Source organism: Leekyejoonella antrihumi (assembly GCF_007845645.1).
GTDB classification, from domain to species: Bacteria; Actinomycetota; Actinomycetes; order Actinomycetales; family Dermatophilaceae; genus Leekyejoonella; species Leekyejoonella antrihumi.
On sequence record NZ_VCQV01000022.1, the window covers coordinates 64670 to 78092 of the forward strand.

The 13423-nt window shown below is 67.7% G+C and carries 13 protein-coding genes; 8 read left to right on the top strand and 5 right to left on the bottom strand.

Features of this window, described 5'->3' with window-relative positions:
* Positions 1 to 110 precede the first annotated feature (110 nt).
* Both secA and FGL98_RS15265 read left to right on the top strand, forming a co-directional pair.
* Positions 111 to 2894, top strand: a complete 2784-nt coding sequence (secA, locus tag FGL98_RS15255; protein WP_146317951.1) for a preprotein translocase subunit SecA — start codon at positions 111 to 113, stop codon at positions 2892 to 2894.
* Between the two features lie 372 nt (positions 2895 to 3266).
* Complete coding sequence (locus tag FGL98_RS15265) at positions 3267 to 3974, top strand: peptidoglycan-binding domain-containing protein (RefSeq protein WP_146317954.1); 708 nt, start codon at positions 3267 to 3269, stop codon at positions 3972 to 3974.
* Positions 3975 to 3989: 15 nt separating this feature from the next.
* Here FGL98_RS15265 and FGL98_RS15270 read toward each other — a convergent pair whose 3' ends face one another.
* A complete protein-coding gene (locus FGL98_RS15270; protein WP_146317956.1) occupies positions 3990 to 4559 on the bottom strand; it encodes an Rv3235 family protein in 570 nt (189 codons plus the stop codon).
* Positions 4556 to 5362: a LysM peptidoglycan-binding domain-containing protein gene (locus FGL98_RS15275; protein ID WP_146317958.1), complete on the bottom strand. Its 807-nt coding sequence runs from the start codon at positions 5360 to 5362 to the stop codon at positions 4556 to 4558. The genes FGL98_RS15270 and FGL98_RS15275 overlap by 4 nt, the downstream gene beginning before the upstream one ends.
* Before the next feature lie 164 nt (positions 5363 to 5526).
* On the opposite strand from FGL98_RS15275, the gene FGL98_RS15280 reads away from it, so the two are divergent.
* Positions 5527 to 6069: a hypothetical protein gene (locus FGL98_RS15280; RefSeq protein WP_146317960.1), complete on the top strand. Its 543-nt coding sequence runs from the start codon at positions 5527 to 5529 to the stop codon at positions 6067 to 6069.
* A gap of 11 nt (positions 6070 to 6080) precedes the next feature.
* On the opposite strand, the gene FGL98_RS15285 is transcribed toward FGL98_RS15280, so the two are convergent.
* Positions 6081 to 6305, bottom strand: coding sequence for a helix-turn-helix domain-containing protein (locus tag FGL98_RS15285; RefSeq protein ID WP_146317962.1), 225 nt, complete (start codon positions 6303 to 6305; stop codon positions 6081 to 6083).
* A 183-nt stretch (positions 6306 to 6488) separates the two neighbouring features.
* On the opposite strand from FGL98_RS15285, the gene FGL98_RS15290 reads away from it, so the two are divergent.
* The 5 genes from FGL98_RS15290 (at position 6489) to pruA (ending at position 12171) form a co-directional block, all read left to right on the top strand.
* Entirely contained in the window at positions 6489 to 7187 is a 699-nt protein-coding gene (locus FGL98_RS15290; protein ID WP_146317964.1) for an SAF domain-containing protein, read from the top strand.
* On the top strand, positions 7184 to 8473 hold the full coding sequence (locus FGL98_RS15295; protein WP_146317965.1) for a CpaE/TadZ family protein: 1290 nt from the start codon (positions 7184 to 7186) through the stop codon (positions 8471 to 8473). The genes FGL98_RS15290 and FGL98_RS15295 overlap by 4 nt, the downstream gene beginning before the upstream one ends.
* A gap of 28 nt (positions 8474 to 8501) precedes the next feature.
* Entirely contained in the window at positions 8502 to 9938 is a 1437-nt protein-coding gene (locus FGL98_RS15300) for a WS/DGAT/MGAT family O-acyltransferase (RefSeq protein ID WP_146317967.1), read from the top strand.
* Positions 9935 to 10360: a DUF6912 family protein gene (locus tag FGL98_RS15305; RefSeq protein WP_146317969.1), complete on the top strand. Its 426-nt coding sequence runs from the start codon at positions 9935 to 9937 to the stop codon at positions 10358 to 10360. Before FGL98_RS15300 ends, FGL98_RS15305 begins: the two co-directional genes overlap by 4 nt.
* A 182-nt stretch (positions 10361 to 10542) precedes the next feature.
* Positions 10543 to 12171, top strand: coding sequence for an L-glutamate gamma-semialdehyde dehydrogenase (gene pruA / locus FGL98_RS15310; RefSeq protein ID WP_146317970.1), 1629 nt, complete (start codon positions 10543 to 10545; stop codon positions 12169 to 12171).
* A 70-nt stretch (positions 12172 to 12241) separates the two neighbouring features.
* Here pruA and FGL98_RS15315 read toward each other — a convergent pair whose 3' ends face one another.
* Both FGL98_RS15315 and FGL98_RS15320 read right to left on the bottom strand, forming a co-directional pair.
* A complete protein-coding gene (locus FGL98_RS15315) occupies positions 12242 to 12736 on the bottom strand; it encodes a DUF2505 domain-containing protein (RefSeq protein WP_146317972.1) in 495 nt (164 codons plus the stop codon).
* Entirely contained in the window at positions 12733 to 13335 is a 603-nt protein-coding gene (locus FGL98_RS15320; RefSeq protein ID WP_146317974.1) for a hypothetical protein, read from the bottom strand. The genes FGL98_RS15315 and FGL98_RS15320 overlap by 4 nt, the downstream gene beginning before the upstream one ends.
* Between the last annotated feature and the right edge of the window lie 88 nt (positions 13336 to 13423).

The following is a 13423-nucleotide window of genomic DNA, read 5'->3' on the forward strand; positions in this document are numbered from 1 at the left end:
TGACGGCGCCACAGAGGCGGTGAGCGGATCATTGGCGCAGGTCCGGGGATGATGTGGCAGGGTTCGGCCGTTAGGCTGGGTGAGTCTGTCCACATATATAGGGAGTGTTCGTGCCCAAGGTTGTCGAGAAGGTGCTGCGTGCCGGTGAAGGCCGCACCCTGAAGAAGTTGCAGGCTCTCGCGGCCCAGGTGAATGTGCTCGAGGAGGACTACGAGGCGCTCACCGATGAGGAGCTGCGTGCCGAGACGCCGGCCTTCAAGAAGCGGCTGCAGGACGGGGAGACGCTCGACGACCTGCTGCCGGAGGCGTTCGCGGCGGTGCGTGAGGCCAGCAAGCGCACGCTGGGCAAGCGGCACTTCGACGTGCAGCTGATGGGTGGCGCGGCACTGCATCTGGGCAACGTGGCGGAGATGAAGACCGGTGAGGGCAAGACGCTCGTCGCGACCCTCCCGTCATACCTCAACGCCTTGTCCGGTAAGGGCGTGCACGTCATCACGGTGAACGACTACCTGGCGCAGTACCAGTCGGAGCTGATGGGCCGGGTGCACCGCGCGCTCGGGCTGGAGACGGGGGTGATCCTGTCGGACATGACGCCCGAGCAGCGTCGAGCCGAGTACCTCAAGGACATCACCTACGGCACCAACAACGAGTTCGGCTTCGACTATCTGCGCGACAACATGGCCTGGTCGGTCGAGGAGCTCGTGCAGCGCGGGCACAACTTCGCGATCGTGGACGAGGTGGACTCCATCCTGATCGACGAGGCACGGACCCCGCTGATCATCAGCGGGCCCGCCGACGCGGCAACGCACTGGTATGTCGAGTTCGCCAAGATCGTGGAGCACCTCGAGCGTGGTGAGAAGGCGAAGGACAGCACCGAGATCAGCAATGACTACGAGGTCGACGAGAAGAAGAAGACCGTCGGCATCTCCGAGCGGGGCATCGAGAAGGTCGAGGACCTGCTCGGGATCGAGAACCTCTACGAGGCGGAGAACACGCCGCTGATCGGCTACCTCAACAACGCCATCAAGGCCAAGGAGCTGTTCAAGAACGACAAGGACTACGTCGTCATGAACGGCGAGATCCTGATCGTCGACGAGCACACCGGGCGCATGCTCGCCGGTCGCCGGTACAACGAGGGCATGCACCAGGCGATCGAGGCGAAGGAGAGCGTCGAGATCAAGAACGAGAACCAGACTCTCGCCACGGTCACCCTGCAGAACTACTTCCGGATGTACGACCGGCTGTCCGGCATGACCGGTACCGCCCAGACGGAGGCCGCCGAGCTGCACCAGATCTACAAGCTGGGTGTGGTGAGCATTCCGACGAACAAGCCGATGATCCGGGCTGACCGGTCGGACCTGATCTACCGCACCGAGGAGGCCAAGTTCCGCGCCGTCGTCGAGGACATCGTCGACCGGCACAAGGAGGGCCAGCCGGTGCTCGTCGGCACCACCAGCGTCACCAAGAGCGAATACCTCTCCGAGCAACTGCGCCGTAAGGGCGTGCCGCACGAGGTGCTGAACGCCAAGCAGCACGAACGTGAGGCGACGATCGTCGCGCAGGCCGGACGCAAGGGCGCGGTGACCGTGGCGACCAACATGGCAGGTCGAGGCACCGACATCATGCTCGGCGGCAACCCCGAGTTCATCGCGGTGGCATCGCTGAAGCGCAAGGGCCTGGACCCGGAGGAGACGCCGGAAGAGTACGAGGCCGCCTGGGACGAGGCGCTCGCGCGGGCCGAGAAATCGGTCGAGAAGGCGCACGAGGAGGTCATGGAGGTCGGTGGCCTCTATGTCCTTGGCACCGAGCGCCACGAGTCGCGGCGCATCGACAACCAGCTGCGTGGTCGTGCCGGCCGGCAGGGTGACCCCGGCGAGAGCCGGTTCTACCTGTCACTGCAGGACGAGCTCATGCGGCTCTTCAATGCCAAGCTGGTCGACCGCTTCATGACGGCCGGGTCGGACGACGACGTGCCGATCGAGTCCAAGATGGTCAGCCGCTCGATCCAGAGCGCGCAGTCGCAGGTCGAGAGCCAGAACTTCGAGATCCGCAAGAACGTCCTGAAGTATGACGATGTCCTCAACCGGCAGCGTGAAGTGATCTACGCGGAGCGTCGCAAGGTGCTCGAAGGCGAGGGCGACCTGAAGCGCCAGGTGCGTGGCTTCATCAACGACGTGGTCGACGCCTACGTCGACGGCGCAACCGCCGAAGGTTTCTCCGACGACTGGGACCTGGACACGCTGTGGGAGGCACTCGGTGAGCTCTACCCCGTGTCGCTGACGCAGCAGGAGCTCGAGGACGAGGTCGGTGGCCGTGGCGGTGTCACCGTCGACCTGCTCGGCGTCGAGCTGCGCTCGGACGCGCAGCACGCCTACGACGCGCGGGAGGCGCAGCTCGGCGAGCGGGTGACCCGTGAGGTCGAGCGGCGCGTAGTGATGTCGGTGCTGGACCGCAAGTGGCGCGAGCACCTCTACGAGATGGACTATCTCAAGGAGGGCATCCACCTTCGTCAGTTTGCGCAGCGCGACCCGCTGGTGGAGTACCAGAAGGAAGGCTTCGGCATGTTCGCGGCGATGAACGACGCGATCAAGGAGGAGTCGGTTCAGTACCTCTTCCACGTCGAGGTGGACGTCGAGGAGGTGGAGTCGTCGCTGCCCGCGCCCAGAGAGAAGATGACCTACCTGGCGCCCGGTGAGGACGGGCGCGCCGAGGAGCACGAGGTGGATGACTTCGGGCGGATCATCGATGGTGACCCGTCGTTGCCGCGAGACCAGCGTCGTGCCCAGCAGCGGGAGAGCAAGAAGGCCGCCTCCAGCGGCAGCACCAAGAAGTCCGGCGGCAAGAAGGCATCGGGCAAGAAGTCGAAGGCCTCCAGCGGGGCCAAGCGCAGCTAGCCGCTCTCGTGCGCCATCAGGTCCGCAGGTAGGCCAGGACCGCCAGCACTCGACGATGACCGCTGTCTGTGGTCGACAGCCCGAGCTTGGCGAAGATGTGCCCGGTGTGCTCCCTCACGGGCCGCCACCCTGTGCCCAGTCCGTCGCCGCGCCCTCGGGTTGAGTCGGGTAGAACGGGCCACCCGCTAAGTCGTTGAAGAGATTCCCGGACCAGGTAGCCAGGTGAGACAACCGGATGCGCGTTTCTGACGTCTATGCATTAGATCGTGCGTGCGGGGAGCACGAAACGCGGTCTGGTCGATCACCAACAGGTGGTCGAGCATCGATGGCCGACACTCCAGTGCGGCCTTGCACAGACAACGGGGACACCTGATGAACCGTTTTGGTCGGAAGACACTCACCTCGGCCTTGGTTGCGGCGATTGGTGCGGTGGGGCTATCGGCGGCGGTAGTTGCACCCTCGCACGCGGCCACCGTCCGGCAACACGTGTCCGGGTCGGCGGCCCACACCGCCAATCATCCCGTCCTGAGATACGGGATGGTCGGCAGCAGTGTCCGCAGCGCGCAGGGGGATCTTCGCCGTGATGGGTACATCGTCGCCGTCGACGGGTCGTTCGGCCCGAAGATGCTGGCGGCGGTCAAGGCTTTCCAGCGCGACCAACACCTGAGTGTGGATGGGGTGATCGGTCCGATCACCTGGTCGCACCTGATGCATCCGCTGCCGACGCTGGGACTGGCGGGCTTCGGTGGGGTGTATTCGAATACCCGTGGCTTCGGTCAGGCGCGACCGGCCCTGATGGACAACGGCGGTGATGCGACCGGTCTGGTCACCGAGGTCAGGTGGGACACCTGGGGCGGGACGACCGCCGGCGGTCACGGGATCAGTGCGTACGTCGGGGCGGGCGAGCCGGTGGCGGCCGGGGTCGACACGCCCGTGACGGTTCGTGCCTACGACCTGACGACGTGCGGTGGGCGCCCTGCCTACCGACATGTGACCTGGTGGTTCCCCAGCAAGGGCGAAACCTACCAGTGGGCGCGAGCCCACCACGTCGAGGGCATCGACCTCTGCCACGCCGGATAGCGTTGACCCGCGCCCTCAGCCGACGGTGAAGGCGGTCATGACCCAGCGGCCGTCGAGCCCCTCGAGGCGGAGCGCGATCGCGCGGACGCGGTTGTCGTGGTGGACGACGACCGATGCTTCGACCACGCCGTCCGACGGCTCGCACACGTGCACCTTCAATACCTGCGGACGCTGTATGCCGCGCACGCCCCGTCGCCGAGCGACCGCGCCTCGGCGGGCGATTCGCTGATAGGTGGACTGGGACACCCACCGCACCACCTGAGACGACGGGCGAAGTCCGGACATGCACTCCAGAAGAGCGGGCATCAGGCGGTGCACCCAGGTGCTGGGGTCGGGTAGGTCGTGGCGTGCGGTTGGTTGTTGTCCGAAGTCGAGCTCGGCACCGGTCCCAGGGCCGTCCAAGGGAATCGACGGCTGGACGTAGTGCCTGGCGTGGTGCGCGGTCAGCTGAGCCTCCGCATACATCCGCTCGATCGTGGGCACATCGAGGCATGGTGGCTCGGTGCGGGGCGCCGGGCGCAGACGTAGCAGGGGAGTGGCGGGCAGAACATCGCCGATGGGATCTGCTGCGGTGTCCAGACTCATCGCGCACTTCCTTGGGTGTCCGGGACCTGCAGCACCTCACCGGGCAGCAGCCGGTTTGGATCTGCCCCGATGACAGCTCGATTGGCGGCATACCAGGACGGCCACACCTGCGCGATCATTGCGGGATCTGCATCGGCGCCAAGGTGTCTGGCGACCAGAGACCACAGGCTGTCGCCACGATGAACCACCACGGCCCGGTCGACGTCGTGCGTGGATCCGGTGACCAGCGGAGTGCTGTCGACGGCGCACTGCGCGACTGGTTTCGGCCGGGGCGGCGTCCATCCCGGAGTCGGCACGCCGTCGTCGTCGGCGCAGTCAGCGTCAGGGGTCGCCCTGAAGGACGGGTTCGGCGCCGTGCCGTCCAAGGTCGTGCGGTCCCCACTGCCTGCACTCCGATCGGGTTGCACAAGTGCCACCGATACGGGCGCTGCCAATGCGCCGGACTGGCCACACACGGCACCGGTCAGCAAGAGCAGCAGCGCGGCGACCCGGGCCACTGCCGGTGCGGGTCCGGACTGTGGGCGGTCGTGCATCCTCGACGCTGTCTGCCGGCGGCGGAGCAGTCGGACCACGGCCAGCACGACCAGTGCGGTAGCCCACAGAACAGCCGCGGCAAGGCCCGCCCACGCCACGATCGGAACGGCATCCGGTGGCGTCACAGCCGGCCGTTCTGCCACGACCTGCCAAGTCTGGACCGCTTGCCGGCCGGCGGCGGCGGCGGCGCAGCTCAGGGCCGTCGCGAGCGCGACGCCGAGCGCGCCGGCCCGCCGGCGGTGAGCGGTGGTGGTGAACGCTGACGTCATGACGACCTCCGACGGGTCCAACGTGCTGTCGATGCTGCCTCTCTACGATTGACGATACTGTTATTTGATGTCGCATGTCTACGCTTAATACTGATTGATGCATCTGGGTGCCCGATTATGGTGCGCTAGTCTGCGTTGGTCCGCCGCGACGAGGAGGAGGGGACATGCGCTGGCAGGAGCTGTTCATGGATCTCGAGGCCCAGCTGGTTGCCGCGGAACGGCAGGAGCTGGACGCGCAGGTCGCCGAACGGACGCGGATCGAACGGTCCGCAGTCCACTGGCTCGACCGTGCCGCCGTGTCCGTGGGCCTCGACCTGGCGGTCACGACGCCGGGCGGGCCGGTGCGCGGTCGCCTCGAAGACCTGGGCAAGGACTGGTTGCTGCTCGACGAACCGGGGCGGCGCGGTGCGCTGGTGCCCACCGCCGCCGTGACCTCCGTCGTGGGCCTGGCGGTGCGAAGCGACGACGACTGTGGCCTCGGGCGTCGATTCGGTCTGGGCAGCGCCTTGCGTGCAATCAGTCGCGACCGCGCCCCCGTCGTGGTCCATGACATCGCCGGTGGCCTCGCAACGGGCACCATCGACCGGGTCGGGGCGGATCATCTGGAGTTGGCCGAGCATCCCGCCGATGCGGTGCGACGAGGCTCGGCGGTCACGGGGCGGCGAATCGTGCCGTTCGCCGCCATCGCGGCGACCCGGCGGGCCTGAGGCTCCCCGGTTCAGGCATCGGCCTCGTCGTGCTCGAAGGAGCCTTCCTCGACGCGCGCCCGGGTCTGGGCGTATGCACGCTGGATGTAGTTCTCCAGCTCGGCGGCCTCGATGCGCCACGACTTGCCGACCTTGATGGCCGGCAGCTCGCCCGAGGTCACCAGACCGTAGGCCTGGCGCGCCGAGATGTTCAAGGTCTCGGCGACGTCGGTGATCTGGACAAATCGTGCCGCCACGGTGGCTGCTCCTCTCGCAGGTTGTCACACCCATTGTCACGCACTCCACCCGGCCGACCGGGTGACCCTGTGGACGACCCGCCCGGTTTCCCGAACAATTATCTGTGGACACCTGCGAGACCCCCACCGGGTCGGCCAGTATGTAGGCCTTCAGATGTTTGGGGATCTCGAGGAGGGGTCGGCATGGCGGAGCCACGCCTGCGCACGGATGACCGCGAGCTGCCGCGGCCGGCGGCCATGCGACTGCAACGCCCGTCCTGGCGAGACGGTCGACTGGTGATCGGCGTGCTGCTGGTCCTGGTGGCCATGCTCGCCGGAGCGGCGACGCTGCGGCACTTCGACTCATCGGTCGAGCGACTGGCGGCCACGCATGCCCTCGTGCCCGGGCAGCACATCGGCAAGGGCGACGTGAAGGTCGTCAAGGTGCGCATTCCGGGCAGCAACGGTCGATACCTTTCCGGCGCGTCGGCGCTGCCCCATGGCGTGGTGCTTCGCCCGGTGCAACCGGGCGAGCTCGTGCCCCGATCGGCCGTAGGCGTCGCCAACCAGCTCGATCACAAGTCGGTGGCGCTGCCGGTCGACATCTCGCAGTCCTCCGACCTGGTGGTCGGCTCCATCGTCGACGTGTGGGTGTCTCGCAAGCAGCAGGGCACGACCGGCGTGGCGGACTTCGAGAAGCCAGAACGGCTGATCGAGCGGACGACCGTCGCTCGGGTGCCCGACGCGGACCGTTCGGGCCTGTCCGTATCGACCGGTGACGTCTCGGTGCACGTGCTGGTGCCGGACGGCAAGGTGGCGCTCGTGCTCGCCGCCGTCAACGGTGGCGCCAAGGTCAACCTGGTGCCGGCGCCCGGCTCGCCGCTGCAGGGGTCGCACCGATGAGCGTCATCGTCGTGACGGGGGTGGTGGCGCTCGCCGACGCCCAGATCGCGAGGGCGTTGGGACAGGCGGCCGGCGTGCGGCTGGCGCGGCGCTGTCCGGATCTTGCCGACGTGCTGTCGGTGGTGGAGGCCGGGCGTGCCGACGCAGTGGTGCTGTCCGCGGATCTGCCGGGTCTGGACCGGTCCGCCATTGCCCGGATTCGTGCCGCTGGGGCCGCGATCGTCGGCCTCTATGCGCCCGGTGACGAGCGGGCGCAGCGCGTGCTCCTGCAGTGGGGAGTCGCGGCTTGCCTGCCCGACAGCGCATCCGCCGACGACCTGCGTCAGGCGGTGCAAAGTGAGGCCGCGGGAGCAACGCCCGAGGAACGGGCCGACGCGGACGAGGCGGCTGGGGCGTCCCGGCTGCCCGCGGCCCTCGACGACGAGCCGGCCGAGCCCGAGGGGCGGATCGTCACCGTTTGGGGTCCGGTCGGCGCGCCGGGCCGGACCACGGTGGCCGTCAACCTGGCAGTGGAACTGGCGCTGAGCGGCGTGCGGTCGCTGCTCATCGACGCCGACACCTACGGGGCATCGGTGGCGCAGTACGTCGCACTGCTGGACGAGGCCCCGGGCATCGCCGCCGCAACCCGGCTGGCCGATGCGGGCCACCTGGACCTGCATACGCTGGCCTCCGCGGCACCCGAGGTCGTCCCCGGGATGCGGGTGCTGACGGGTCTGCCACGCGCCGATCGCTGGCCAGAGCTGCGTGAGGCAGCCTTCGAGGAGGTGCTCGTCCAGTCGCGGCGTCTGGCGCAGGTTACCGTCATCGACGTGTCCGCGCCGTTGGAGGACGACGAGGAGCTGAGCTACGACACGCTCGCGCCCCGCCGAAACGCCATCACTCTGGCCGCGTTGCGTGCCGCATCGACCGTGCTCGCGGTCGGCAGTGCGGACCCGATCGGGCTGCAGCGACTGGTACGCGGCCTGGAGGAGCTACGCCCTCGCATCGAGGCGACACCGCGCGTTGTGGTCACCAAGGTGCGCGCGAGTGCCGTCGGTGCCACACCGGAGCACAAGGTGGCCGAGGCACTGGAGCGATTTGCCGGCGTCGACGACGTCACCATCATTCCCGACGACCGGGATGCGCTGGATCGGGCCCTGTTGTCCGGGCGCCTGCTTGCGGAGAGCGCGCCGAACTCGCCCATTCGCGAGGCCCTGGCGAAGCTGGGCGCCGACCTGGGCGGTGTCGACTTCCCGTCGCGTCGTGGTCGACGGACCTGGCGACGAATGGTGGGTGGTTCCCCGTGAGCGGGTCTCCTTCTGGTTACATGGCGACGTGCCCGACAGACTGAGTTCGCTCGATGCGTCGTTCCTCTACCTCGAGGACTCGACGACACCCATGCATGTCGGATCCGTCATGGTGTTCGACCCACCGGCAGGCGGGTTCGACTACGAGCGCCTGATCGACCTCGTCAGCAACCGCATCGCGTTCGTCCCGCGATATCGCCAGCGGGTCAGAGCGCTGCCCGGCGGCCTGCTCGCACCGGTCTGGGTTGACGACGAGGACTTCGACCTCACCTACCACGTGCGTCGCTCGGCCCTGCCCAGACCGGGTTCGACGGCTCAGCTGGAAGAGTTTGTTGCCCGTGTCCAGGCGCGAGCCCTGGACCGGAACCGCCCGCTGTGGGAGCTCTATCTGGTGGAAGGGCTGGAGGACGACCGCTTCGCCATCGTGACCAAGACGCATGAGGCGCTGGTCGACGGCGTGCATGCGGTCGACATCGGCCAGGTCATCGTCGATCCGGAGGTCGGCAGCCCAGGACCATTCCCGGACACCTGGCACGCCAGCAAGGAACCCAGCGACGTGGAGCTGTTGGTCTCGGGCGTGCTGGATCTGGTCCGTAGCCCCGGCCACATCCTCGACAGTGCGGGCACGGTTGCAAGCGGGTCCGCAACCGACGTGCAGCACGCCGCCAAGACCCTGATCTCCACCGCACGGCGCGCACTCGGCGCCCTCGCTCGCACGGCGGCGCGCCCCGCGCCGACGAGCCCGCTCAACGCGTCGATCGGCGCGCATCGGCGGTTCGTCATGGTGGAGACCGGCCTGGCCGACTATCAGGAGGTGCGTGCTCGCATGTCGAAGGGGCGCGGCACCGAGGAGGTCACGGTCCATGACGTCATGCTCGCCACGATCACTGGAGCCCTGCGCGCCTGGCTGCTCTCGCGGGGCCAGGGCCTGACCACGGGCGAGGTCGTCCGGGCAATGGTGCCGCTCGGTGTGCATGACCCTGACCTGGACACTCGGCCGGGTGAGCAGGTGGCCGCGTGCTTCATCGACCTGCCCGTGGGAGAACCGTCCCCGATGATGCGGGTGCATCAGGTTGCCTACGGGCTGCACCAGCAGATCGAGGGAGGGTCAGCGCTCAGCGCGAGCGCGCTGAGCTCATTGGCGGGTTTCGCACCACCGACGCTGCACTCGCTCGGCGCACGCCTCGGCGGCGCCATGTCACGCAGGATGTTCAATCTCGTGGTGACCAACGTGCCCGGGCCGCAACGGCGGATGTACGCCGGGGAGGCGGCCTTGGTTGCGTCGTACCCGGTCATCCCGCTCGCCGGGGGTCAGGCGCTCACGGTGGGGCTCACGTCATACGACGGGAAGGTCTACTTCGGGCTGAACGCCGACCGTGACGCCATGCCGGATGTCGACATCCTGGGGCAGTGCCTGATGGATGCCCTGGAGGAGCTGCTGGCCGACAAGGAGATATCTCGATGAGCAGGATCACCCGGATCTATGTCCCACTGAGCGCAGCCTCTCTGAAGGATCTCGCTGAGTCGAAATCATTGTCAGCCAAGATGATTCGAGCCTATTCCGTCACAGATGCGCTCCGTTCGACCGAGCCGTCGTCCGAGGATGAGGAAAGCCTCGAGTATGCCGTGCTGCAGGAAGCGGCGTCGTTCGCCGCCGCCAGCGGTTGGCGGGTGGTCGGTGCCGCCGACCTCGACGACGCGCACGTGACGACGCTTGCGGACGACGACGATCGGGCTCGGGTTGCGATCGACGGCGACGTGCCGTTGCGGCGGTTCGCCAGCCTGCATGTGCTTGATCCGACCGGTGATCGTGACCCGGATGCGGACTTCGAGCTGTCGTGGTACGACATCACCGAGCTCGAGGACGTTTGTCAGATCGCTGACTGACTCCGGACCCGGTGGCAACACCAATGGCGCTGCTGCCGCATAGGACCCGGTCGCCTAGCGCACCGAGGGCGGCCTCGCACCGACGCGTCCATCGGCGGCGGGCGGTGCGAGATCGGGCGTCGTGCCACGATAGGGGGGCCAAGATGTATTTGTTCCCTCGTATTCGTAAGGAGCCACTGCGCATGGACGCCGTCACCCAGGCACCCGCACCCGTCAACGAAGCACAGTTCGACTACGCACCAGGCAGTCCCGAACGGGCCACCCTGGAGGTCGCGCTCGCCGAGATCGGTGCGGAGCAGGTGGAGCTGCCGCACACGATCGGCGGCAAGCGAGTCATGGGCAGTGGGCGGTCTATCGTCGTGCGGCAGCCGCACGCGCACCGCAAGGCGCTCGGCACGATGAAGAACGCGACCCTCGGTGATGCGCAGGCTGCCGTGGACGCCGCGAAGGCTGCCGCTCCGGGCTGGCGGGAGCTCTCCTTCGACGACCGCGCAGCGGTCCTGCTGAAGGCCGCCGACCTGCTGTCCGGCCCGTGGCGCGCACGACTGAACGCGGCCACGATGCTGGGGCAGAGCAAGACGGCCTACCAGGCGGAGATCGACAGCGCGTGCGAGCTGATCGACTTCTGGCGGTTCAATGTGCATTTCGCGAAGCAGGTCATGGCCGAGCAGCCGGTCACGAACTCGAAGGGTGTGTGGAACCGCACGGACCACCGTCCGCTCGAAGGTTTCGTCTATGCAATCACCCCGTTCAACTTCACGGCGATCGCCGGCAACCTCCCGACGGCACCGGCCCTGATGGGTAACACGGTGGTCTGGAAGCCGTCGCCGACGCAGCAGCGCGCCGCTCAGGTCACCATTGAGCTGTTGGAGGCCGCCGGGATGCCCGCCGGTGTCATCAACCTGGTCACCGGTGACGGGATCAATGTCTCCAAGGTCGCCCTGAACGACCCCGACCTGGCCGGTATCCACTTCACCGGTTCGACCGCTACCTTCCAGCACCTGTGGCAGACCGTGGGCTCGAATCTGACGAAGTACCGCACCTACCCGCGTCTCGTGGGGGAGACCGGCGGCAAGGACTTCATCCTCGCGCACCCATCGGCCGACCCGGACGTACTGCGCACGGCGCTCATCCGGGGTGCCTTCGAGTACCAGGGCCAGAAGTGTTCGGCGGCCTCTCGCGCCTACGTGCCGGCCAGTGTGTGGCGCAAGATCAAGAAGGACCTGGTGAGCCTCACCGAGGGCATCACCATGGGCGACGTCACCGACCTGTCCAACTTCATGGGTGCGGTCATCGACGCGCGCGCATTCGAGAAGCACAAGGCCGCCCTGGACATGGCGCACGCGCACAAGGACATCAAGGTCGTCGCCGGGGGGACGTATGACGACTCGGTCGGCTACTTCGTGCGGCCCACGATCCTCGAGGTGAGCAACCCGGAGAACGAGGTCTTCTCCACCGAGTACTTCGGTCCGATTCTCGCCGTGCACGTCTACCCGGATCGTCAGTACGACAAGGTCCTCGACCAGATGGAACAGGTCGCCGACTATGCGCTGACCGGGTCGATCATCGCCCAGGATCGCCGGGTTGTCGCCGACGCGTCGCGTCGCCTGCGGTATGCGGCCGGGAACTTCTATGTGAACGACAAGCCGACCGGCGCGGTGGTCGGGCAGCAGCCCTTCGGCGGGGCGCGGGCATCCGGCACCAACGACAAGGCCGGATCGGCGCAGAACCTCATGCGCTGGACCAGCGCCCGCTCCATCAAGGAGACGTTCGTCCCCGCGACGGACTACACCTACCCGCACATGGGGTAAGTCATCCCGCGAAGTTCTGCGCTCGCCAGCTCGCTCCGATACTTCGCGGGGGCCCGAGAACTTCGTGGGGTCATTGTTCGAGGTAGCTGCGGCCCGTCGACCGCTCGATCTCGATCGCGCCAGTGATCGCCGGGACCGCGGCTTCCTCGATCTTGCCTCCGAAGAGAGGGACACGGGCCCGGAGATCTCCCGAGGCACGCATCGACGTGGATTCGCCCTGGGGGGTCATCTGCAGCCTTCCAGTGAACATCACGGGAGCGCCCATGATGGCCACCGTGACCTCGGCCTCGCGCCTGCCATCGGCATCCGCCTCGGTCGGCCACAGCTGGCGCTCCTCGATGTTGATCGTGTTGCCGATCATCGACCGAAGCTGGGGCGGGAACCCCTCGGTGGACATGCTGCGCCGGATCAGGACCAGGTCGTGCCCGTCCTTGTGGGTGACGCCCGCCGAATAGCTGACGGCAGCGGCGTGCCGGCACTTTGACTCCTGGAACCTCGGATCGATGGTCATCGCGTAGACGCGGTGGGCGTCCGCGTCGTAGCTCCAGGTCTCTTCGATCCTCATTGCGGAAGCGTATCGAGTGCGACACGCCCGAGGGCGTGCTCGGCCCGCACAACTCGTCCGAGGACCTGCCCGGTCTCCAGCTGGACGTGCTGGGAGTCATCGGCACGCTCGCGCCGGACTCGATCGAGACGTCGCGCCTCGTCGCGCAGCAGGTCGGCATGCGTCTGGCACGCGAGCGCCAGACGTTCGAGATGGTCGGCAATGCGGACGCCGTCCGGTCTGCAGTCGTCGCGCAGGTCGGGCGACTCGGCGATCTGGCGAACCCTGCGACTCACATGGAGCAGCTCGTGACTCGCCAGCTCGAGCGAGATCGGGCTGCCCGGGAAGTCGCCGTCGTACAGTGCGTCCGCCAGGCCGTGACTCCCGTGCTCCGGCAGGTGCTCGATCGGTGGGCCGACCTGCGTCGAGTCGTGGTGCGGTGAGCGGGTCCCGACCAGGGTGTCGTGCCAGTCCAGGAGGCGGTCGCCGAACCGCTCGATCGCTGCGGCAACGACATCCCCGCAGGCCGGCTCGGCGGTCTCGACGTGGGTGGTGAGCAGCAGTGGCACCAGGCCGGCCACGGCGGCGGCCGCAGCGTAGGCCGGAGGGGCGGGGTCCATCCGGCCAGCCTACGGCCGGAGGAAACGCGCGCGGCAGCCTTACCCACAGACGACTCGCCGCACACCCGGGGCTGGTCTCATGCGTCGA

Bases quoted from the DNA above. Each gene is read 5' to 3' on its own strand.
- FGL98_RS15265 (WP_146317954.1), top strand. From the start codon at position 3,267: ATGAACCGTTTTGGTCGGAAGACACTCACCTCGGCCTTGGTTGCGGCG.
- FGL98_RS15270 (WP_146317956.1), bottom strand. From the start codon at position 4,559: ATGAGTCTGGACACCGCAGCAGATCCCATCGGCGATGTTCTGCCCGCC.
- FGL98_RS15275 (WP_146317958.1), bottom strand. From the start codon at position 5,362: ATGACGTCAGCGTTCACCACCACCGCTCACCGCCGGCGGGCCGGCGCG.
- FGL98_RS15280 (WP_146317960.1), top strand. From the start codon at position 5,527: ATGCGCTGGCAGGAGCTGTTCATGGATCTCGAGGCCCAGCTGGTTGCC.
- FGL98_RS15290 (WP_146317964.1), top strand. From the start codon at position 6,489: ATGGCGGAGCCACGCCTGCGCACGGATGACCGCGAGCTGCCGCGGCCG.
- FGL98_RS15295 (WP_146317965.1), top strand. From the start codon at position 7,184: ATGAGCGTCATCGTCGTGACGGGGGTGGTGGCGCTCGCCGACGCCCAG.
- FGL98_RS15305 (WP_146317969.1), top strand. From the start codon at position 9,935: ATGAGCAGGATCACCCGGATCTATGTCCCACTGAGCGCAGCCTCTCTG.
- pruA (WP_146317970.1), top strand. From the start codon at position 10,543: ATGGACGCCGTCACCCAGGCACCCGCACCCGTCAACGAAGCACAGTTC.
- FGL98_RS15315 (WP_146317972.1), bottom strand. From the start codon at position 12,736: ATGAGGATCGAAGAGACCTGGAGCTACGACGCGGACGCCCACCGCGTC.
- FGL98_RS15320 (WP_146317974.1), bottom strand. From the start codon at position 13,335: ATGGACCCCGCCCCTCCGGCCTACGCTGCGGCCGCCGCCGTGGCCGGC.